Here is a 22,773-nt window from a genome sequence, read left to right as displayed (position 1 = left end):
TCTAGATCAGTTTTTCAATGATTTTTTTGGCAGAATGAATTTCGTCAGGTTTTTTAAAGACGGAGGCGGTAACAATAGCGCCTTCCAGCATAACGTAGATTGTTTCTGCCAGCTCTTCATCAGACAATATTTTCTTATGTCCGGAATTTTCAACAAGGGTTTTTATAAATTCTTTACTGTGCACTTTAGCTGATTGTATTTCGGCTAAAACTTCCGGATCACTTGTCCCTGCTTCATCATTTGCTTTAATGAACGGACAGCCTCCGAACTGCCTGAATTTCTGACGTTCGGTGTGATGATCAAAAAGTGCCAGTAGTTTCTGTTTAGGATCTTTAACTTTGTTGACACTGCTTTCCAGCCTGCTGAACCATAGCTCATGCGTACGGCGGATATAAGCGATCAACAGGTCCGTCTTTGTTTCAAAATGTTTATACAAAGATGCCTTGGCAATATCAGCCTCTTGAATGATCTGATTGATACCGGTATTACTATAACCCTGTCTATAAAATAAACGTTCGGCGGTATCCAATATCCTGTCGGTTACAACTTGTCCTCTTTGTTTCATGGTACAAAGATATAAATTAAATAGACAGACTTGTATATTTAAATTTTCACTTTTTTCTATAATGTATATATCAAAAGCTATGTTAAGATATCCATTAATGAAAGTAATAGCATTATATAATATCAAAGTATATCTTTGCAAAAACATCAAATTATGAAAGTGTTCCTGCTGGTCTTATCAATTCTTTTTCTTACTTCCTGCATAAGTGATTCGGATTATACTTCTCCTGCCCCATCTAAAAAATCTACCAGATACTATTTGTACCAGTCGTTTAAGAAAAAAAATGGGGTGGTAACCTTTACCGTATCGCATGATGGTACCTGTGCTGCAAAATCATACTACCAGATCGATCAGCTTATCGATACTACTCCTGCAACTTTTGTATCGTACATAAACTGCGAAAAATATGAAATACAAAAGGGATATTATAACAGTTCCTCTTCAAATATGACCCTTAATTTTGTCAATTACAAAGCTTCAATAAATGGCAATGAACTAACGGTAACGAAAATCACTACTGATATGTGGGACACTTATGAAGAAATCAATATTGAAAGGGCTTATTAAATTAAACAGTCAACCTTATTAGAATTGAAGAAAGTATTTTTTCCATCACATTTTTGACGCAATTTAATGAATACTGTCAAAAATTAAATTACTAAAAACTAGCTCATTGCAAATTTAACAATTATTAAAAAGCCCATATATAAAGTATTTGAGGAGATTTAATACAATAATAAGTATCTTTACCGTGAATTAAACATACGTAAAAACTATCCTGACGATACAATTTTAAATTGCAATGAAACCTATTCTCAATATTCTTTTAGTTTCGACATTACTCATTTCATGTGCGGGAAATGATGATATTTCTGAAAAACCAAAACCAACGGAAAAAACATTATATAACCTGGAATATAAAAATTATCTTGTAAAAAATGTTACTCTTTATAAAGGACCGATTGCCCAGGAATCTGATCCCGGCGAATCTTATCTGACTGCTTATTGGGGAACTTATCAGGAACCAATATGGAGGAAAATAAGTCTTGACATAAAAAACAGCTCTTTACAGCTGATTTCCGAAACATCAGCCGGCATAAAATATACCATTACAATGGACAAGGATTCTGTATTTATCAATGATCATAACGAATTGACCTATATCGGTAATTTTAACAGAGAAAAATCTTCATTTACATTAAAGAGATCACTACGGTATGTAAAAAAAGTTCCAAGAACTGATTTCGGACCCATGCTGATTTCACAAACGAACACTTTTGGTGTTACACAATATGAAACTATTTTCGGTAAAAGTGCTTTTAATAAACCAGCAGAAATGACCGAATCCGGTGATGTTGTTTTGTGGAGTAATATCGAATACCAATATCAGTAATCTGCTCAATAAAATACTGAGCGCAAAGTTTATTATTCTTTAATTGAAAGCCGTAACTTTCCATATTATCAAAATTATACTGTTGATATAAGTTTTACCGCTAACTAAATTGTTTTAGAATGGATAATGCTTTACTTGTGGCTATAAAAAAGATAGTAGAAATAAGTTATGATGAAGAAAAAATAATTCAGAACTTATTCAGATTGAAAGAATATAAAAAAGGAGATTTTTTCCTTAAGGAAGGTGAAATCTGCAAATATGTCGGCTTTATTGAAAATGGTCTTGTCCGTTATTACATCAATGATGATGGGGAAGAAAGAACTTATGGCTTCTCAAAAGAAAATGAATTTACCTGTAATTTTGAAAGCTTTGGCCCGCAGACACCATCTAAGCAACTCATTCAGGCTTTAGAAAATACCCGGATCTGGACCATCAGCTATGAAAATCTTCAGAAGCTGTATGAACAGGTAAAAAATGGAGAGCGATTTGGACGGCTATCTATTGAGTATGTTCTTATCAAAACATTAAAAGACAGGAATTCATTTTATACGGATTCTCCAAAATCCCGCTACGAAAAATTTATTAAGGAGCATTTTGATCTGCAACAAAGGATATCTCAATATTATATTGCTTCCTATGTGGGAGTAAAGCCACAATCATTGAGCAGAATCAGAAAAAGAATATCACTTTTATGATTTATTAACCTGGGTGCATCAATTTCTATTAAACGTTGAAGAATTTTGTATCAACAAAATAAAGTTCTTATGAAACGTTTACAACAAAAAACATCATTCTGGCTTAGCCTCATTTCAGGTATTGGTTTACTTTACATTGGAATCCGCTTTTTTATTAATCCTGTTGGTGCTGAAATAGATTATGGTATCCGTACTGTTACCAATGGGGATTTTTCTTTTCAGTATATCAAAGGAATCCGTGATTTTTTCTTTGGATTGATCATTATCCTTCTTTTAGGGAAAAAACAGTTCTTCGCATTAGGTGTTATCCTGGTTTTAGGAACTATCATTCCAGCTACAGACTTCTTCGTCGTACTATCACATCCTGGCTCCACAGCCGGTCATTTACTTTCCCACCTGATCGCCGTTATCATTTGTCTGTCGTGTGGATTTTATTATTTACAAAACCATAAACTAATACTATCATGATTTTATTTAATATCGTTCTGGTTTTACATTTCATCGCATTCTTAGTATTTATTATTCAGCTTGCCATATTATTTCCTCAACAGAATAAGGTCCTTCATAAAAAAAACATTCTTATTGGAGTTACCATTTTATTAACAGGAATTCTCCTTGTCGTCCTGAAATACCCTCACATCAATTTGTATAAGATCATACCAAAATCATTTTTGTTTTTAGGAGTTTCAACTTTTTGCGGAATATACAGTGGGAAAAATGTTCCAACGAAAGTGTTCTATCTTTTATTCGGAATGGCTATCCTTGCAGGCTTGATAGGAGTCATCAAAACGTAGGTATTCTTCGATACAATTTCAATTTTATTTTCAATAAAAAGTTATTACATATCAAAGCCTGAACTTCACGATTGTTCAGGCTTTGAAAAAAAATCAAATATCTGTTTTAAGGTGTTTGGTAAGTCAGTATTTATTTTATTTTTCTGAAATTATTTATTGAATTTCAGATAATTAAACAATCAAAAGATCCACAAACTCATTAACATTGAGGTTAACCAGCTTATCATACTCCAGAGAATTTTCCAATACAAGTCTTTGCTGCTTTTCCGGGAATATACGGGCGAGATTCAATTTATACTTTTTAATCAGTTCAGGAATTCCTTCATCCCTTCTTCGTTTATGTCCTATAGGATACTCTACTTTTACTTCTTCCAAAACAGTTCCGTCATTTAACTCTACTGTTAATGCATTGGCAATGGAACGTTTTTCAGGATCATGGTAATCAGTGGTAAACTGAACCTCCTCGATACATTCAATTTTATCACGAAGAATATCAATCCTTGGATCTGAAGCAATATTATCTTCATAGTCGGCAGCAGTCAGCCTTCCGAAGATAAGAGGTACCGCTACCATATATTGAATCGCATGATCTCTGTCTGCAGGATTATTCAGGGGACCTTTTTTATCGATAATCCTGATAGCCGCTTCATGCGTACGAATAGTAATTTTTTTAATATCTTCAGTTGTTTTACCCATCCCTTTTAATTGATGGTGCAATGTCATAGCTGCTTCCACGGCTGTTTGTGAATGGAATTCAGCAGGGAAAGAGATCTTAAACAATACATTCTCCATTACATAAGAACCGTATTCACGCTGAAATTTGAATTCATTTCCTTTAAATGAAACATCATAGAATCCCCATATTTTAGCCGTAAGTACCGAAGGATAACCCATTTCGCCGGTTTTGGCAATTAATGCTAAACGCACAGCTCTGGAAGTGGCATCTCCGGCTGCCCATGACTTACGACTTCCTGTATTAGGAGCGTGACGGTATGTTCTTAAAGATTGTCCGTCCACAAAGGCCAATGAGATCGCATTGATCAGCTCATCACGGGTTAATCCAATTAATTTCCCTACAACGGCCGTAGAAGCCAACTTCACTAATAAAACGTGATCTAAACCTACTCTGTTGAATGAATTTTCAAGAGCAATTACTCCCTGAATTTCATGCGCCATGATCATGGCTTCCAGCACCTGCTTCATTTTCAAAGGAGCTTTTCCTTCTGCAATATGGGTTCTGGACAACCAGTCAGCGGTTGCTAAAATTCCTCCTAAGTTATCAGAAGGATGTCCCCATTCTGCAGCTAGCCATGTATCATTAAAATCCAGCCAACGAATAATAGCTCCAATATTGAAAGCCGCCTGAACCGGATCCAGTTGAAACTGAGTTCCCGGCACTTTTGCACCATTCGGAACAACAGTTCCTTTTACAATAGGTCCCAATAATTTCGTACATGCAGGATAAGTTAAAGCTTCCAATCCACATCCAATAGTATCTAAAAGGCAGTAGTGGGCCGTTTTCCAGGCCAGGTCGTTTTTAATTTCGAAGTTCAATACGTAATCTGCAATATCTGTTAATACCTGATCCGGTTGTGGTCTTTCATTTGAAATGTGTGATGACATCTTTTTGTTTTAAGTTTAATTAGTTTATATTTTAAATTGATTGTATTATCTGCTTGTGATAGGAACAAATTCTTTATTTTCAGGCCCGGTGTAATTGGCACTTGGACGGATAATTTTGCCATCCTGCCTTTGTTCAATGATGTGGGCACTCCATCCGGTGACTCTTGAAATAACAAATAACGGAGTGAACATAAGGGTTGGTACTCCCATCAGATGATACGAAACCGCTGAGAACCAATCCAGGTTAGGGAACATTTTCTTTTCTTCCCACATTATGGTTTCCAGCCTTTCAGCAATATGATAAAGCAACATATCTCCTGCCTCTTCGGAAAGTTCTTTCGCTACTTTTTTTATCACTACGTTTCGCGGATCCGATATAGTGTACACCGGATGTCCAAATCCAATAATTACTTCTTTGTTACCAATACGCCTTCTGATATCCTCTTCCGCTTCATCCGGGGAATTATAACGACTCTGAATTTCGAAAGCCACTTCATTCGCCCCACCATGTTTAGGACCTCTTAAAGCGCCGATAGCTCCCGTTATACAGGAATAAAAATCTGAAGAGGTTCCCGCAATAACACGCGCAGTAAAAGTGGAAGCGTTAAATTCATGCTCTGCATACAGATTAAGAGAGATTTCCATTGCCTTCACCCAGGAATCGGGTGCTTTTTTACCATGCAACAGGTGAAGAAAATGGCCCCCAATAGTATCATCATCAGTTTCTACATCAATCTCTTTTCCGTTATGCGTATAATGATACCAATACAAAAGTCCGGAACTGAATGATGCCAGTAATTTGTCTGCAATATCCCTTGCTCCCGCCACATTATGATCGTCTTTTTCAGGCTGAATACTTCCAATTGCTGAAACCATGGAGCGCATTACATCCATCGGATGGGCAGCTGCAGGAATACTTTTCAGGATATTTCTTACAGAATGTGGTAATCCTCTCAGTGATTTCAATTTGGCTTTATAGTTTTTTAACTGGGCTCCTGTTGGTAGCTGTCCGTAAATAAGAAGATAGGCTACCTCCTCAAATTCTGCTTTTTCTGCGAGGTCCAAAATGTCATAACCTCTGTAATGGAGATCATTTCCACTTTTTCCTACACTGCAAAGTGCAGTATTACCTGCGGCAACCCCGGAAAGCGCTACACTTTTCTTAGGCTTAAATGTTGGTTCGTTATTCATTGACATTCTTGTTCTGTTTAAATAGGTTATCTAATTTTTGTTCGTAATCATGGTATCCAATACTTTTGTAAAGTTCTTCCCGGGTCTGCATGGTATCAATTACATGAGCCTGGGTTCCATCTTTCCGGATATGCTCGTAAACATTCAGTGCTGCCTTATTTGCCGCCCGGAAAGCAGAAAGGGGATATAAAATCAAACCGACTCCCGCATCTTTCAGTTCATCAGCAGTATACATTTTAATCATTCCGAATTCTGTAATATTGGCCAGTACAGGAATACCTGTAGCGTCTACAAACTTTTGATAATAGCTTAAATCAGGAACAGCCTCCGCAAAGATGAAATCTGCTCCGGCTTCTTTATAGGCAACAGCCCTTTCCAATGTTTTTTCAAGCCCTTCATTGGCAAAAGCATCAGTACGTGCCCCGATCACAAAATTTTCATCCGTCCGAGCATCAACAGCAGCCTTCAAACGGTCTACCATTTCCTCTTTGCTTACCACTTCTTTACCTGGACGGTGCCCACAACGTTTCGCTCCCACCTGGTCTTCAATATGCAAAGCACCTGCTCCGGCTTTAATTAATGATTTTACAGTTCTTGCTACGTTGAATGCCGAAGGACCAAACCCCGTATCTACATCCACCAATAGAGGTAAATCACATACATTGGTTATTCGTTGAATATCGATCAGAACATCCTCAAGGGTCGTAATTCCCAGATCCGGAATTCCCAACGATCCTGCAGCAACTCCTCCTCCGGAAAGATAAATAGCATTGAATCCTGCTTGCTGCGCCAGCAATGCATGATTGGCATTGATAGCCCCGACAATCTGAAGAGGGTTTTCTTTTTGCATCGTCTCCCGGAAACGTAATCCGGCAGACTCTAGACTTACATTTTTACTCATCTTTAATATTATTGTTCGTTTTGATGTATTTTAACTCACATTCTTCCAACAATTTAAAGAAAGATTATTCTTTAAATGATTAAAATAATTAAACGACCTATAAACCTTAATGAATGGTTGAACAGCCTCATTACATTTTCATGTAATAACAATCCGGTCAAAGATTGCTGCCATCAGCCTGTAATGCTTATAAATCAATATAAAAGGTGCTGATAAAACTTCACAATACTTTGTAAAAGAGAAAATTATGGAAAGGGACTAATACGAGCAAGCTGTAGAAATGATACAGCCCTGAAAAGCAAAACCTGTAAACCATTTCTTAAAAATGATAATGTACACAAAAAGATATCGGGCACTGTTATCACATCGTATCATACCTGACTATAAGCTTCAGATCGCGAAAGCATCGTCAATTCGAAATAGGCAGGTCTCCTGACTTGTAACAATTTTTATCGTCCTTCCCATTCAAAAAAAGAACAGTGAACCCTGATTGATAAAAACCTTTTGAGTGTTACTTACAGTTGCGCGACAGTTCGTGATTCACACACGATTCCCTTTTAATTCACAGCTAAGTGTAACCAATTCCGGTTGATAAAGAAGTATAAATGAACTCCTTGGTGGTAAATATAGGTATTTTATTGAAACACGAAAATAATTATTTACGAACAACAGTTAGGAATTCGTAATTCTTTGAAAATAGGCATTATAAATATATTTTCAATTTTCAAAATCATAATTAAAATGATCTTGATTATGTAAAAATCACTTGCAAAAAAATCCGACAAACACGATTATTGAGAAAAGCATATGCTCTCAATATGAAAATATGATTCTGAATTAACAGATAAAAGCCTGAAAAACACTCACAATATCTGTTTCAAATTCTCACCTATATTTTGCAAAGCCAACAGGCTATGGGATGTGATACGTTCTGCAAAAATAATCCTGAAATGGTACCTGAACTGATCGGTAAGGCTAAAAATTTCTCCGGGAGTAAATAATATTCTTTGCTGTTCGCAATAAGCGTAAAATTTCTCCATATCCACTCCTTCAGGCAAACTTCCCCAAATGCTGTATCCACCCTGAGGATCTTCAAAATAAGCCCCATCCGGAAAATGGCTTTTTAATATCTCTAACACATCTTTGGCCTGCTTATATAGCTGTTTACGAAATGAACGCAAATGTTTATCATAGCTATGGTCTTCAAGCAGTTTAATGACCAGTTCCTGATATACCGGAGCAACAGATCTTCCTAAGGCAAACCTGGTTCTCTCTGCTTCCGCATGGAATTTTCCCGAATGCATCCATCCCAGGCGAATACCGGGAGCCAATGTTTTGGAAAAAGAAGAAAAAGTTATTACCCAACCACCGGTATCAAAACTCCCGATCCCCGAAGGTCTCTCATTGCCAAAATAAAGGTCTCCGTAAATATCATTTTCGATAATCGGAAACTCATATTCTTCCGCAATGGAAAGCAGTTCTTTTTTTACAGTTTCCGACATCAGAATTCCTGTAGGATTGTGAAAATTAGGTGTAACTACAAGAGATCTGATATCATGATCCGCGCATATCTTTTTTAAATATGCCGTATCAAAACCATTTCTATCCCGGACAGGAATTTCTATGACTTTAAGTTTCAGATTGGCAATTACTTCCAAAACAGAAAAAACGCACGGACTTTCAACAGCAATGAGGTCACCGGCATTCGTCACAGATGCCAGGGCAATGTAAAGTGCCTGCAATGCTCCATCAGTAATGATTAATTTTTCAGGATGCAATGTGTATCCATATTGAGAAGTACGTTTAGCGATAAGATCTCTTAGTTCTAAAGACCCGTTAGCAGGATAGTAGCGAAGAAGTGAAGTCCCTTTTTCGCGGATCACTTTCTGCATTTTTTTTAAAATGAGCTTTTGCGGAATCAATAGATCCGTAGGTGCCGCCGAATTAAATGAGGCATATTCGGAGGGCTTATTTCTTGATGAAATCAGAGCAACATTTTTATTGAAAACTTCATTTTTTGAGACCGGGTAAAGTGGTAAGTTTTCACTGCTTATTTGTGGAACATCATCTGCTACAAAATAACCGGAGCGGGGAATATTTTTCACCCATCCTTTCATCACCAGATGATCATAACCACTTTGAACCGAACTTGTACTCAGATGATAATTTTCTTTAATCTCTCTCACAGATGGTAGACGGGTGCCGGGCTTTAACATTCCAGTCTTTATTTTATCTTCAATAGTAGTGGTAAAAATCTCATATCTGTACGTCTTCATGGCGTTTCATCTTTTTCATAACAAATGTACAAATGTGTTCGCACAAATGATTAAAAACCAACTGTACTGATTCAATTGTACTCAACTGTACTCATACAACAGTTTAATAATCCATTAGCTTTGGGTAAAAAAGAATCATAATGGAAATTATATCCAAATTTACCGTAGGATCAGACCAGGGAATCGATCACCTTTTTGCTGTCATGAGACCATATATCAGAAATACCTATTCTGGAAAAGTTTCATCGGAAAAAATTGAAGAATACCTTGCCGAAAATGTAGAATACAGGAAAATGATCAATATCCTGAATGACTTATCCACCCAGCTCATTATGGTGTTTGCAGATCATGAACCCGTCGGTTATTGCCTTTTTAAAAGCGGATCATTATATCCGGAAGCAAATGAAGGGGAGAGAATGACGGAAATAATTGATTTTTCTATCCTTCCTGAATATGATCAGCCTGAAATAAGACAATCATTATGGAACAAAAGCAGATCAGCTATTACTTTTACAGATCGTATCTGGATCAGCATAACTGAAGATGATCCCATGCTCTCATTCTTCAATTCGGTTGGATTTGAATTTATAAAAACGACCACACTGAAAGCATTTTCACTCCCTGCAAAAATATACGAACTGAAGCTGAAGTAAATAAGACTATTCCTTTCACATATTTACATTGTTATTTTTTGGAACAGATGTGGACAATATTTTAATTTTCTTAGCTTAGAGGAGGAAAAGCAACCTCAACAAACAGATCCTGTTAGCAGATATAATGTTGCTGACAGGATCATGTAATACATTAATTAAAAAAACAACCCATTACAAAAGATTTTGACCTTATATTTACAAACAGAAGCCCGATTCTTTATGGCTAAAAGCTGTTTTTAAACAATTTTTTGAAAATCAATTAATTAAAACATCGATTATCCCTTATTTTTTCGTATCTTTGCACTTAATAAATAACCAGGCCTCTGCCTTTGCTATCTGTTACAGTTTAGAATACTTATTTTTTTCTTTCAGTTTTTGCTTTTTCAGCTGCCAAAAATTAACCCTTATTTATTTCTTGAATGAATATATATACAGGCAACTTTAAAAAACAAAGAATAGAAAAACAATTTGAAGATCCTTTTACTCCTTTAGGAGATTTACTCTCAGTAGAAATTACAAAAGAAGACCATTACGCAGGCTCCAGGGTTTACGGGCGTATAGAGGTGCTCATTTAATGTGAGGCATGCCACGCTATTGCAAACTCAGCAACGATCTTTATTTATTCAGATTATTGGTGAACAAAGCAAATGAAACAACGGGAAAAATTATTTTTTTCCGATACACCAACAATAAAATAAATATTCAATTCCTGATAAAGAATTGGTCAAAGGTCGAAGATTCGGCAAACCTTATCAATGAATTTCAAAAATTTAAATTTAATTAATCCCATTATCCGCGCCGCTACAGAGACAGGATATTCTAAACCGACAGAAATACAGGCGGATGTTATTCCGCAGATTTTGATGGGTAGAGATATTTTGGGGTTTGGACCTAAGGAACCTGGAAAAACAGCAGCATTTACCATGCCTGTTATTCAGCTGTTGAAGAAAAGCGCACCGGAACATAAAGAAATACGGACACTGGTATTAACGCCGACACAAGAAATAGCAGTGGAGATTGAAGAAGATTTCAGAATTTACAGTAAATATCTTCCTTTATCCCAGTTGACCATTCATGATGGAACATCACAAGGAAATCAGCTTGCCGCTTTAAGAGTAAGAGTGGACGTTCTTATAACAACTCCTGCTGCTTTACTTGAATTAATCAATCAGAGACCTATCAGTCTTTCCAGGATTGAAATCCTGGTTTTAGATGAAGCAGATAAAATGCTCGATACGAATTTTGTGAATGATGTGAAGAAAGTTATTAAACTTCTTCCTCATAAAAGACAAACCTTACTTTTTTCTTCGGTCATATCAGACAAGGTTAAAAGATTTGCTGATCCATTGCTAAGCAACCCGGTGGAGATTAAACCTACACCTATAGAAAAAAATGCAGATCATACAGTGATACCCGTAGGAAAAAAAGAAAAAACGGACAGGCTTTATAACGCCGATCCGCTCCAGTACTTTAATATAATAACTAAATAATAAAATTAATTTATGGCAGATTCTTTCTCTAAAAAAGAAAATTTCAAGAAAAAAATTCAAAAACAAAAAGAAAAGGCTTTACGCCGTGAAGAACGAAAAACTAATAACAATAAAGGAAAGGGACTTGATGAAATGCTAACGTATGTGGATTCATACGGAAGACTTACTTCTACTCCACCTGAAGAGACGCAAGAAATTAACCTTGATGATATTCAGCTGGGAGCTGCTCCTATTCCTGAAGAGGAAATCCGTAAATCAGGAATTATTACTTTTTTCAGTGAAAAAGGTTATGGTTTTATTACAGAAGATAAAACAAAGGAAAATGTATTTTTCCATTCCAACAACTGTGCGGAACCCGTAAAGAAAGGAAATAAAGTATCATTTGAAAAAGAGAGATCTCCGAAAGGATTTTCTGCTATTGATATTCAACTGATCAAATAATAAATAACAACAATTTTTAATAACAATTACAATGCAAGAAGGCACAGTAAAATTTTTTAACGAAACAAAAGGTTTCGGATTTATTTCTCCAGCAGACGGAGGACAGGATATCTTTGTACACGCTTCAGGGTTAAGCACAAGAATTATTCGTGAAAACGATAAAGTAACTTTTGAAGTACAAAAAAGTGAAAAAGGATTAAACGCAGTAAACGTAAAACTTGCATAGTTTTCCAGATATTTTCCGATAAGATAATATCAAATCACACAGAAGGCCCCATTTGGGGTCTTTTTTTTATTTCAAATAAATCCAGATAAAGTATAATCCAAAGTCGATCGTCCTATAAATAATAAACCCATCATTACTTTATTGGGAAGTATTATCTTTATGTAATAAAAACACATCACTGATGTTCCGGGTGATCTGGACATCTAAAAACATTTTGAAGTAAAAAATCAATCACCTTGAAAAGAATTGTAAAAGTATTCCGGAAAATATTGATCCTGCTGGTCCTCATTATCACTGTTCTTGGTATCATTACCTTTTTCTATATGAGGCGGGAGGAATTCGGAGCCCTGCCGGAGGGTAAACGTCTTGAACTGATAAAAGCTTCTTCCCATTATAAAGATGGCAGATTCAGGAATATTGTGGAGAGGCCAACGCTTACTAAAGGCTACTCGATGCCGGGTGTATTGTACGAAACCCTGTTTACAAAATTTCCACACCGAAGCCCCGTAGATTCGCTACCATCCATAAAGACCAATTTAAAAGCACTGAATATTCATGATAACGCGTATGTATGGTTTGGGCATTCTTCATTTTTTCTTCAGCTCGATGGCGTAAAGATCCTTGTTGATCCTGTATTCAGTGGAAAAGCCTCCCCTATCCCTGGAAGTGTTACGGCTTATAAAGGAAGTGATATTTATACGGTAGCAGACCTGCCTGAAATCGACTACCTACTTTTATCGCATGATCATTATGATCATCTGGATTACGAAACCGTAAAAGAACTGCAAAAAAAGACAAAACATGTAGTCTGTGGTTTAGGGAACGGAGCTCATTTTGAACGCTGGGGATATACACCCGATCAGATTATAGAAAAAGACTGGTACGAATCCGTAAACGTAAAGCCAGAATTTATCATATTTACGGAATCTACACATCATGATTCCGGAAGAGGATTCAGAAGCGGACAGGCATTATGGCTTTCTTTCCTGATTCAGACACCTTCTATGAAAGTGTACTACAGCGGAGACGGAGGTCGTGATGATAGATTTAAATCTATAGGTTCAAAATACGGAAAAATTGATTGGGCCATTATGGAATGTGGGCAATATAATAAAGCATGGCAATCGGTACATGAGCTTCCGGAAGAAGTTGCTTTGGGAACAAAAGAGCTGGGTGCCCAAAATTTATTACCCGTGCATAATTCTAAATTCACCCTGGCCAACCATCCCTGGAAAGAACCTTTGGAAAAAATCACTGCTCTTTCTAAGAACCAAACTTATCGATTAGCAACTCCTATGATCGGCGAATTAGTTCATTTAGACCAAACAAATCAGAAGTTTAACGAATGGTGGAAAAATGTTCAATGAGGCATCTGAAAAGTTAATTTTGGAAAATTCCAATTTTATAAACTTGAGATGTCCATTTTCAGCATTTGGTTTATTTTATCCTGAAATTGGGTCTCTATAAGGATCTCCGATATATCCACAGGTAAATCTTCTAATGTTAGAGGATTCACAGGGCTCGCTACCAGGTGGTAGTTACCATCAAGAAAATGATTAAAGTTACTTTTATCAAATGAATACAAACCTTTTTTTGCCATTGAAATGTAATCTTCAAGATATCTTTCATCTGCTTTACTACGATATATTTCAATTAAGACCGAGTTTAATTCGGGATTAATTGTAAAATCTGATACTACAGGCAAATTCCTGAAATAATGTACTAATTTCTTATGATTTTCTGCTGATTTAGCTACAGAATCAGGTAACTTTCCTCCTGCAGAAGCCATAAATCCAATGTATTTGCCATCCGTGAGAAACCAATCAATGTCCAGGGTCTGTTGTTCAATTTCAGTTATCATCAGTTAAGGGATTATATTTTTTCTGACTAAAAATTATTTATAATGCCTGAATATTCCAAAATCTGTAGCCGTCCACAGGGCTGCTTTTTGTCCCGCAGCTTTTAGGGCATCATTTGTCCAGGTGTTACAGGTATACGTGAAATTGTAGCTTCCCTTAGCATCATAAAAGGCATCATTATCAGCATACACAGCATTTGTCGGGATGAGAATAAAATTACCATTCTTATCTCTATCGAATTTGGCTTCTACGAATTCAACTAATTTTTTATACTGGGACCTGCTGATCATAATCATTTTACAGTCTTCTCCTTCTTTCATCGTACTATAATAAGTACAGTGCATTGCAGATTCACTTAACCAGAAAGCAGCTTTGAAAGCTGTTGAAAATTTTAAATCAGCCCATGTCGGAGTGTCCAGGTAGAAACCTTTATCTCCCCATCCGATTCCTATATATTGATAATCAGTTCTCTTTGAAGTGGTATTGGAGAAAGGAACTTTTGTACTCCAGTCCTGCAGATCGTTTTTTACCTGCATTACAATATCCGTGTGTACTCCATTGGTATAAATATAAATTGGAATCTCTTTCTTTTCACCGTCATCCTTCGCTGAAACCCCGATAAACGGGACTAACAGGGCAAGAACAACATAAAGAGCAACGATCCCGAGGATGATTCCTAAAGCTTTTAAAACGATAATAAGTATTTTTTTCACAGATATGTCTTATAAGGTTACGTAAAATTAATTTTTAATTTATAACAAAAATATTTGTTTTAATCGGAAAAATCAGTACATTTAAGTATGAAATAGTCACAAATATGCGTAAAAACACTAAATCCCAAAAAGATTTAAAATAAGAGTAAAAACAGCTCCGAAAAGAATACAAAAAAACGTTGATTTTCTAAAAGATTTTATCTTTTTGAAAGTCAATTTTTCTTTTTAGGAAAGGCTTTTCAGAGAATTTTTATTCACAAAATCTTTGCCTCCTTAAACCGCTAAATTTAAGGAATGGTCGACTACCCTCTTTAATTTGGAACAGCAGAAATTCCAAACGAGGGTTTATCACCAAAAATTTAACGCTTAACTCCTCATACGAAACTCAATTTTTCAGTTTCTCACCACCATATCCCCTTCAATCTCCCCTTTTTTTTGGATACATTCTCATCAAGAACTTGCAATCAGGCATTTATTGTAATTATATTTTACATTTTTATCATTTTTTTAACACATTTTTAATCCCCACGTTTTGTTTCAATTTTCAAGTTTAGTTACCTTTGTCATTGGATGCGGGGAAGATTTCATCAATATTTGTTTACCTTTTTATTTGCACTACTCACTGTTTTAGGTTTGTACTCTGGTCAGATACCGGAGTATCCCGATTTTGATGTCAACTTCAATTCAAAATCCGTAAGTGATGATTCTTCGGAAAACAATATAAAACATTCTTATGCTTTTCTAAGGGACCATGAACTTCATGATCAATATGTTGTTTCACACCTGCCCTACCATAAGCTTAGAGCAAACCTTTCCGAAAGCGATAATGAAAACGATGATAATGTAGAGACATCCGGTTTTACGGGACCTCCAATCTGTTTAGGGACTGACATCGGACATCTGAAACCTGATTTCGTTACGAAATTCCATAACAGACAGAGTGCTGTTTCACTTGCTAATTCAGAACATCTAAAATATTTCAATGATGACCTGTACATCCAGTACAGGGTCATCCGGCTGTGATCTTAGTATATTTTTACGGAAAATTTATAGGTTCTCATACTGAGAGCCTGCAACCTTATTTTTTCAATTAAAAAAATTTACTATAAAATGATTATCATGGTCAAGAAAAGTCTCATGTATATAAACCTGTGCATTATTTTGCTATGCATAAGCTGTCAATCAGAGAAAAAAGAAAAAGCAGAAGCTGCGGTTTTCAATGTAACAAGCCCGCTAGTGAAAGATACTTTAATCGACAAAGATTATGTAGCACAAATCCGATCCATTAACCATATAGAACTCCGTGCTCAGGAAAAAGGTTATATCCAGACCTTATATGTAGATGAAGGTCAATATGTAAAAAAGGGACAACTGCTATTTAAAATTATGCCCAACCTTTATGAATCTGATGTTAACAGGGCAAAGGCAGAAGCAAAATATGCTCAGATAGAATACCAGAACACTAAAAATCTTTCAGATAAAGATATTGTAGCTCCACAGGAAATGGCAATGGCTAAGGCGAAATATGAAAAAGCCCAGGCTGAGCTTTCGTCAATGAATACACACCTGAAATTTACTGAGATCAGGGCTCCTTTTAACGGAATTGTAGGCCGTCTGCATGTACGGAAAGGAAGTCTGGTAGACGAAGGCGAGCTGATCACAGAACTTTCGGATAACAGCAAGATGTGGGTATACTTCAATGTTCCGGAGGCTGAATACCTGAATCAGATGAGTGACAGAAAGGACAATGATCCTATGCATGTCCGTTTAAAAATGGCCAATGGAAAAACATTCAGCCAGGATGGTATTGTGGAAACCATCGAGTCTGATTTTGATAATGAAACAGGAAATATTGCATATAGAGCAACTTTTTCTAACCCTAAGGGTCTTCTCAGATATGGGGAAACCGGAAATATACAGATTACAGCTCCCTATGCCAACGCTATGCTGATTCCTCAGAAAGCAACTTTTGAAGAGCTGGAAAAGAAATATGTATATGTAATCAACAAAGACAACAAAGTAAAAGCACGGGAAATAAAAATTGCTGCTGAATTACCACATATTTATGTAGTGGCGTCAGGACTTGGAAAAGATGAAAGAATTCTTTTGGACGGGCTTCGAATGGTACAGGAAAATCAAAAAATTTCCACCCGCTATCAGAAGCCTGAAAAAGTGATGTCGAACCTGGATCTCTATGCTGAGTAATTAAAAAGCAGAATTATGTTTAAAAAAGTAATACACCGGCCGGTATTCGCAATCGTAATATCGGTCATCATCCTCTTTGTCGGTGGATTGGCCATTAAACAGCTTCCTACCGAACAATTTCCAAAAATCGCACCTACTACGGTTGCCGTATCCATTGCTTATCCGGGTGCGAGTGCCGATGTACTGGTGAAATCCTCATTGATTACCATTGAAAATGCCATCAATGGAGTACAGGGAATGCGTTACATCACCACCGATGCGACCAGTGCCGGAGAAGCTACGGTAAACGTTGTTTTTGATCCCGGAACAGATCCCAATGCTGCCGTTGTTCTTGTAAAAACGAGAGTAGACCAGGTGATGCCCCTTTTACCTGAACTTGTACAGAAAGAGGGGGTTGTAGTAAATCCCATTCAGCCCAGTATGTTGATGTATGTCAATTTATACAGCACCAACAAGAGCATGGATGAAAAATTCCTTTACAACTATGCAACCGTAAACATCATTCCTGAAATCAACCGTATTCACGGTATTGCAAAATCACAGATCCTGGGAAGCCGAAGATATGCAATGCGAATCTGGCTGAATCCCGATCGTATGCGTGCTTATTCTATTTCTGTGGATGAGGTAATGAAGGCTATTGGTGAGCAAAGCATCATCGGGCGTCCCGGAAGAATCGGTCAGAGCTCAGGAATTGCAGCGCAGTCCCTTGAATATGTTCTTACCTATAAAGGACAATATAACAAACCTGAAGAGTATGAGAACATCATTGTCCGTTCCAATGCTGAGGGGGAAAATATTAAGCTTAAAGACGTAGCTAAGGTAGAACTGGGAAGCGAATTCTTTGATATTTATTCCAATCTCGACGGACATCCTTCTGCTTCTATAGTCCTGAAGCAGAATTATGGAAGTAACGCGAATGACGTAATAAAAGATGTGAAAGCAAAGCTTGAGGAAATGAAAGGTAGCTTCCCACCAGGAGTAGATTACAAGATCAGCTATGACGTATCCCAGTTTCTGGATGCTTCCATCGAACAGGTGGTCCACACATTGAGGGATGCCTTTATTCTTGTAGCCATTGTAGTTTTCATCTTCCTTGGAGACTGGAGGTCAACATTGATCCCAATCATTGCCGTTCCCGTCTCTTTAGTAGGAACGTTCTTTGTTATTCAGCTTTTTGGCCTATCCATAAATCTGGTAACCTTATTTGCCCTTGTTCTAGCTATCGGTATCGTTGTGGATAATGCGATTGTGGTTATTGAGGCTGTACACGCCAAGATGGAAGAAAGCAACATTTCACCTTATAAAGCTGTGAAAGAAGTAATGGCTGAAATTGCAGGCGCTATTATCGCAATTACTGCTGTAATGGTGGCAGTATTTGTCCCTATTTCATTTATGACAGGGCCGGTAGGAACCTTTTATCGTCAGTTTTCAATTACAATGGCGAGTTCCATCGTGATTTCTGCTGTAGTTGCCCTTACATTAACGCCTGTTTTAGCGGCAATGCTGCTGAAAAACAATCATGGAAAACCTAAAAAAGCCAATCTCTTTACAAAATCACTGGATGCATTTAATAAAGGTTTTGATAAAGTAACCGGTAAGTATGCATTGCTTCTGAGAAAAATCGTTAACAGAAAAGTGGTAACCTGGGGAATCCTGATTTTATTTTCAGCCGGAATTTTTATCATCAACAAAACGCTTCCGGGAGGCTTCATCCCCAATGAAGACCAGGGAACGATTTATGCCATTATTCAGACACCTCCGGGTTCTACATTGGAACAGACCAATAAGGTTTCCAGAGCATTACAGAAGATCTGTCAGGGTGTGGACGGTGTAGAATCCGTATCCTCACTGGCGGGTTACGAAATTATGACGGAAGGGCGTGGTTCTAATGCCGGAACTTGTCTGATTAACCTTAAAACCTGGAGTGCCCGTGACCATTCTGTAAAAGAAATCATGAAAGAACTTGAAGAAAAATCAAAAGATCTCGGAGCAACCATTGAGTTTTTTGAACCACCGGCTGTTCCCGGATTTGGATCTTCAGGAGGATTTTCCATGAGACTGCTGGATCTGAACAGAACCACAGATTATCAGGATTTCGATAAGGTAAACAAGGAATTTATTGCCAACCTTAAAAAGCGCAAGGAATTAACAGGGGTATTCACCTTTTTTGCAGCCAATTATCCGCAATATGAGCTTGTTTTTGATAATAATGCCGCCATGCAGAAAGGGGTTTCTATCGGTAAGGCGATGGACAACCTGAATATCCTGATCGGAAGTACCTATGAGCAAGGATTTATCAGATTCGGGCAGTTCTTTAAAGTATATGTACAATCTTCTCCTGAATTCAGAAGACTTCCTTCGGATATCATGAAGCTCTATGTAAAGAATGACCGTGATGAAATGGTTCCTTATTCAGCATTTATGACGCTGAAAAAAACACAGGGGCCTAATGAAATTACCCGCTACAACATGTATAATTCTGCTGCGATCCGGGGGTTACCGGCTGCCGGGTATACAACTGCCGATGCAATTAATGCGATTAATGAAACAGCAATTAAAACTTTACCTCACGGATACAAAGTAGCCTGGGAAGGATTGTCTTATGATGAAGCACAACGCGGAAATGAAGCCATCTATGTATTCCTGGTTGTTCTTGTATTCGTATACCTCGTACTTGCGGCGCAGTATGAAAGCTTTGTCATTCCATTCGCTGTCTTATTTTCGCTTCCTGTGGGGGTATTCGGATCTTTCCTTCTCCTTAAGGCAATGGGTCTGGAAAATGACATCTATGCTCAGGTAGGACTGATCATGGTAATAGGTCTTCTGGGTAAAAATGCAGTATTAATCGTTGAGTTTGCCGTACAGCGGCGACAGTCAGGGGATTCCATATTTGAAGCAGCCGTGGAAGGTGCAAGGATCAGGTTCCGTCCGATCCTGATGACTTCTTTTGCATTTATTGCAGGTCTTGTTCCTTTAATTTTTGCAGGAGGTGCCGGAGCGATCGGAAATCACACCATTGGAGCTTCTGCATTAGGAGGAATGCTCGTGGGAACTATTTTAGGAGTCATCATTATTCCTGGCCTCTATTACATTTTTGCCAAATGGTCTGATGGCAAAAAAATGATCAAAGACGAAGATGAATCACCGCTAAGCGAAGATATGATACACTATGAATAAGAATAAAATATATCAATATGCAGGGATCGCACTGGTCCTATTGAGCCTTGCTGCCTGCAAACCTATAGAAATAGAACAGCGTGCCGAAAATAAAACAGTTCCTGAACAATACGGAACTGATGATAATAGTTCTTCCAATACAGGAAAGATCAAATGGAATGAATATTTCAGTGATCCAAATCTCCAGGCACTGATCAATGAAGCTCTTAAGAATAACCAGGAGCTGAATATTGTTCTCCAGGAAATAGAAATTTCCAAAAATGAGATCAAGGCCCGTAAGGGAGAGTATTTGCCGTCAGTAGGTTTGAAAGCCGGAGCCGGTATGGATAAAGTAAGCAGATACACTAATATCGGCGCAATGGAAGCGAATACTGAAATTGAACCGGGCAGAGAAATGCCGGATCCTTTATTTGATTTTGCCGTAGGAGCCCAGGCAAAATGGGAAACTGATATCTGGGGTAAACTGCACAATGCCACAAGAGCTCAGGTACAGAGGTACCTTGCAGGTGTAGAGGGAAAGAATTTTATGACCACGAATCTTATTGCTGAAATTGCTGATTCTTACTATGAACTGCTGGCTCTGGATAATGAACTGGATATCCTACAGCAGAATATAAAGATTCAGAATGATGCTTTAGAGGTTGTAAGAGATCTCAAAAAATTTGCCCGTTCCAATGAACTTGCCGTACAACGTTTTCAGGCTCAGGTATTAAAAACCCAGGGAATGCAGTACGATATCAGGCAGAAAATTGTGGAAACAGAGAACAGGATCAACTACCTTGTCGGAAGATTTCCACAGCCTGTGGAAAGAACCCGCAATACTTTTGACACCCTCGTTCCACAACCGGTATATACAGGAATTCCTTCAGAGCTACTGGAAAACAGACCTGACATTAAACAGGCTGAATATGAGCTTGCTGCATCAAAGCTGGATATAAAATCAGCAAAAGCAAGGTTTTATCCTTCTCTTGATATTGCTGCGGGAGTAGGATTTCAGGCTTTTAACCCTCTGTACATTGTCAAGCCTCAGTCCTTTCTGTATTCTCTTGCAGGAGAGCTTACTGCCCCACTGATCAATAGAAATGCAATAAAGGCAGCTTATTATAATGCCAATGCAAAACAGGTGCAGGCTGTTTACCATTATGAGCAAACTATACTGGGTGCTTATATTGAGGTAGCCAACCAATTATCAAAGATTCATAATCTGGAAAATAGTTTTGACATTAAAAATCAGGAAGTAAATGCCTTAACAAAGTCCATTGATATTTCCAATGATCTTTTTAAATATGCCCGTGCAGATTATATGGAGGTCCTCCTGACCCAACGGGATGCGCTGGAATCCAAGTTTGAACTTGTTGAAAAGAAAGTGAATCAGTTAAAAGCAAGTGTTGCCATTTACAGGGCACTTGGTGGCGGATGGGATCAGAATCCTGTTGCACCCCCCGATATTATAAAAAAATAATATATACCAATTTAATTTTTTCTTAGGGAAGCTTACCGAAAGGTAGGCTTCTTTTTTAAGATTCTGGATCACTACCTTTTTCCAAAAACTCAATATTTCGTTTCAGGCCTGCATATTTTGTTCTTTTTACAGGCGATTTCCTGAAGATTTCAGAGAATAATTCCTGCGTAAGCTCTTTCCATTCACCTTTCTTAAAATTTTTAAGGCTATCGTTAGGCTTGAATTTGCTCTGCATGTTCGGAACTGAAAACCGGTTCCAAGGACAAACATCCTGACAGATATCACAGCCAAACATCCAATCCTGCATTTTATCCCTGAAATAATCGGGAATTTCACTTTTCAATTCAATGGTAGCATATGAAATACATTTGCTTCCATCAACGATTTTATCCGAGATGATAGCATCTGTAGGACAAGCATCGATACATTTTCTGCAGGTACCGCAATGGTTGGTGGTTTCGTGATCTGCAATCAGCTCAAGATCGCAAATAATCTCCGCTAAAAAATAAAAGGAGCCGTTTTGTTTCGTGATCAGATTGGCGTTTTTCCCTACCCATCCAATTCCGGATTTCCGGGCCCAGCTTCTTTCAAGTACGGGAGCAGAATCTACAAAAACCCTGAATCCGAATTCCCCGATCTCCTCCTGCAGCTCAGTCACCATTTCACGAAGAATTTCCTTAATTACCTCGTGATAATCTTCGGCGTATGCATACTTTGAGATCTTGTAGTTTTCCAGCGTTGAAAGTTTCTCTTCAGGGAAATAGTTATAGGATAATGAAATCACTGACTTCGAGCCTTCTACCAGTAATCGGGGATCTAATCTTTTATCAAAATGGTTTTCCATGTATTTCATTTCCCCATGGAAGTTATTCTTTAACCATTTCTCCAGATGACGGGCATCTTCTTCGAGGAAATCAGCTTTGGAGATACCACAATTCTGAAATCCAAAACGTTGTGCCTTGGACTTTATCAGTTCAGAATATTTTTCAGCAGTTGAATTCATGATTTCCCATTGCAAAACTAAGATTATTTTATAAATTTGTTGGAGTTTGGGTGTGTGAAATATTTCAGACAGCCATTTTATACTTTTAACACTAAATATTTACAAT

The 22,773-nt window shown here is 37.5% G+C and carries 23 protein-coding genes and 1 riboswitch; of the genes, 15 read left to right on the top strand and 8 right to left on the bottom strand.

The features are described 5' to 3' along the window. Position 1: 1 nt before the first annotated feature. Positions 2-565, bottom strand: coding sequence for a TetR/AcrR family transcriptional regulator (locus MTQ00_RS21740; protein ID WP_273650965.1), 564 nt, complete (start codon positions 563-565; stop codon positions 2-4). Between the two features lie 153 nt (positions 566-718). Here MTQ00_RS21740 and MTQ00_RS21735 point away from each other — a divergent pair, with 153 nt between their 5' ends. The 5 genes from MTQ00_RS21735 (at position 719) to MTQ00_RS21715 (ending at position 3,447) form a co-directional block, all read left to right on the top strand. Further along, entirely contained in the window at positions 719-1,132 is a 414-nt protein-coding gene (locus MTQ00_RS21735; protein ID WP_273650964.1) for a hypothetical protein, read from the top strand. Between the two features lie 235 nt (positions 1,133-1,367). Then, entirely contained in the window at positions 1,368-1,958 is a 591-nt protein-coding gene (locus MTQ00_RS21730; protein WP_172276862.1) for a hypothetical protein, read from the top strand. A 119-nt stretch (positions 1,959-2,077) separates the two neighbouring features. After that, positions 2,078-2,653 carry a Crp/Fnr family transcriptional regulator gene (locus MTQ00_RS21725; RefSeq protein ID WP_172276859.1) on the top strand — a complete coding sequence of 192 codons (576 nt, stop codon included), beginning with the start codon at positions 2,078-2,080 and terminating at the stop codon, positions 2,651-2,653. A gap of 69 nt (positions 2,654-2,722) precedes the next feature. Then, positions 2,723-3,121 (top strand): DUF4267 domain-containing protein, encoded by a 399-nt coding sequence (locus MTQ00_RS21720; protein WP_273650963.1) that lies wholly within the window; start codon positions 2,723-2,725, stop codon positions 3,119-3,121. After that, complete coding sequence (locus MTQ00_RS21715) at positions 3,118-3,447, top strand: hypothetical protein (protein ID WP_172276853.1); 330 nt, start codon at positions 3,118-3,120, stop codon at positions 3,445-3,447. The genes MTQ00_RS21720 and MTQ00_RS21715 overlap by 4 nt, the downstream gene beginning before the upstream one ends. 171 nt (positions 3,448-3,618) lie before the next feature. On the opposite strand, the gene MTQ00_RS21710 is transcribed toward MTQ00_RS21715, so the two are convergent. From MTQ00_RS21710 to MTQ00_RS21695, 4 genes are all read right to left on the bottom strand, one after another. Then, entirely contained in the window at positions 3,619-5,070 is a 1,452-nt protein-coding gene (locus MTQ00_RS21710) for a bifunctional 2-methylcitrate dehydratase/aconitate hydratase (RefSeq protein WP_273650962.1), read from the bottom strand. A gap of 45 nt (positions 5,071-5,115) precedes the next feature. Then, positions 5,116-6,261, bottom strand: a complete 1,146-nt coding sequence (gene prpC / locus MTQ00_RS21705; RefSeq protein WP_273650961.1) for a bifunctional 2-methylcitrate synthase/citrate synthase — start codon at positions 6,259-6,261, stop codon at positions 5,116-5,118. Next, positions 6,254-7,162 (bottom strand): methylisocitrate lyase, encoded by a 909-nt coding sequence (prpB, locus tag MTQ00_RS21700; protein WP_273650960.1) that lies wholly within the window; start codon positions 7,160-7,162, stop codon positions 6,254-6,256. Before prpB ends, prpC begins: the two co-directional genes overlap by 8 nt. A 405-nt stretch (positions 7,163-7,567) precedes the next feature. Next, positions 7,568-7,760: riboswitch (cobalamin riboswitch) on the bottom strand. A 265-nt stretch (positions 7,761-8,025) separates the two neighbouring features. Next, positions 8,026-9,438 (bottom strand): aminotransferase-like domain-containing protein, encoded by a 1,413-nt coding sequence (locus MTQ00_RS21695; protein ID WP_273650959.1) that lies wholly within the window; start codon positions 9,436-9,438, stop codon positions 8,026-8,028. A 140-nt stretch (positions 9,439-9,578) separates the two neighbouring features. Between MTQ00_RS21695 and MTQ00_RS21690 the strand changes: the two genes are divergently transcribed. From MTQ00_RS21690 to MTQ00_RS21665, 6 genes are all read left to right on the top strand, one after another. Continuing rightward, complete coding sequence (locus tag MTQ00_RS21690; RefSeq protein ID WP_172276838.1) at positions 9,579-10,091, top strand: hypothetical protein; 513 nt, start codon at positions 9,579-9,581, stop codon at positions 10,089-10,091. A gap of 419 nt (positions 10,092-10,510) precedes the next feature. Continuing rightward, positions 10,511-10,666 carry a hypothetical protein gene (locus tag MTQ00_RS21685; RefSeq protein ID WP_273650958.1) on the top strand — a complete coding sequence of 52 codons (156 nt, stop codon included), beginning with the start codon at positions 10,511-10,513 and terminating at the stop codon, positions 10,664-10,666. Positions 10,667-10,846: 180 nt separating this feature from the next. Continuing rightward, on the top strand, positions 10,847-11,581 hold the full coding sequence (locus MTQ00_RS21680) for a DEAD/DEAH box helicase (RefSeq protein ID WP_273650957.1): 735 nt from the start codon (positions 10,847-10,849) through the stop codon (positions 11,579-11,581). Between the two features lie 12 nt (positions 11,582-11,593). Continuing rightward, a complete protein-coding gene (locus MTQ00_RS21675) occupies positions 11,594-12,022 on the top strand; it encodes a cold shock domain-containing protein (RefSeq protein WP_172276829.1) in 429 nt (142 codons plus the stop codon). Positions 12,023-12,053: 31 nt separating this feature from the next. Further along, positions 12,054-12,248, top strand: coding sequence for a cold-shock protein (locus MTQ00_RS21670; RefSeq protein WP_089029390.1), 195 nt, complete (start codon positions 12,054-12,056; stop codon positions 12,246-12,248). A 236-nt stretch (positions 12,249-12,484) separates the two neighbouring features. Continuing rightward, positions 12,485-13,615 (top strand): MBL fold metallo-hydrolase, encoded by a 1,131-nt coding sequence (locus tag MTQ00_RS21665; protein ID WP_273650956.1) that lies wholly within the window; start codon positions 12,485-12,487, stop codon positions 13,613-13,615. Between the two features lie 35 nt (positions 13,616-13,650). Here the strand turns inward: MTQ00_RS21665 and MTQ00_RS21660 are convergent, their stop codons facing one another. After that, positions 13,651-14,109, bottom strand: a complete 459-nt coding sequence (locus MTQ00_RS21660) for a hypothetical protein (protein ID WP_273650955.1) — start codon at positions 14,107-14,109, stop codon at positions 13,651-13,653. 33 nt (positions 14,110-14,142) lie between these two features. Continuing rightward, positions 14,143-14,820, bottom strand: coding sequence for a TIGR02117 family protein (locus MTQ00_RS21655; protein WP_273650954.1), 678 nt, complete (start codon positions 14,818-14,820; stop codon positions 14,143-14,145). Positions 14,821-15,414: 594 nt separating this feature from the next. Here MTQ00_RS21655 and MTQ00_RS21650 point away from each other — a divergent pair. From MTQ00_RS21650 to MTQ00_RS21635, 4 genes are all read left to right on the top strand, one after another. Further along, positions 15,415-15,843, top strand: coding sequence for a hypothetical protein (locus MTQ00_RS21650; RefSeq protein WP_273650953.1), 429 nt, complete (start codon positions 15,415-15,417; stop codon positions 15,841-15,843). 96 nt (positions 15,844-15,939) lie between these two features. Then, positions 15,940-17,025, top strand: a complete 1,086-nt coding sequence (locus tag MTQ00_RS21645; protein WP_172276817.1) for an efflux RND transporter periplasmic adaptor subunit — start codon at positions 15,940-15,942, stop codon at positions 17,023-17,025. Positions 17,026-17,040: 15 nt separating this feature from the next. Next, the gene (locus tag MTQ00_RS21640) at positions 17,041-20,202 is read left to right on the top strand and encodes an efflux RND transporter permease subunit (RefSeq protein ID WP_172276814.1); all 3,162 of its coding nucleotides are present in this window, start codon (positions 17,041-17,043) and stop codon (positions 20,200-20,202) included. Further along, a complete protein-coding gene (locus MTQ00_RS21635; protein ID WP_172276811.1) occupies positions 20,195-21,664 on the top strand; it encodes a TolC family protein in 1,470 nt (489 codons plus the stop codon). The genes MTQ00_RS21640 and MTQ00_RS21635 overlap by 8 nt, the downstream gene beginning before the upstream one ends. Before the next feature lie 55 nt (positions 21,665-21,719). Here MTQ00_RS21635 and queG read toward each other — a convergent pair whose 3' ends face one another. Beyond that, complete coding sequence (gene queG / locus MTQ00_RS21630; RefSeq protein WP_273650952.1) at positions 21,720-22,667, bottom strand: tRNA epoxyqueuosine(34) reductase QueG; 948 nt, start codon at positions 22,665-22,667, stop codon at positions 21,720-21,722. Positions 22,668-22,773: the final 106 nt, after the last annotated feature.

The sequence above is a fragment of the Chryseobacterium sp. B21-037 genome, from assembly GCF_028570785.1.
Taxonomy (GTDB): Bacteria; Bacteroidota; Bacteroidia; order Flavobacteriales; family Weeksellaceae; genus Chryseobacterium; species Chryseobacterium proteolyticum.
The sequence above is the reverse complement of the archived record's forward strand: the minus strand, read 5'-3'. Positions and strand labels throughout refer to the sequence as shown.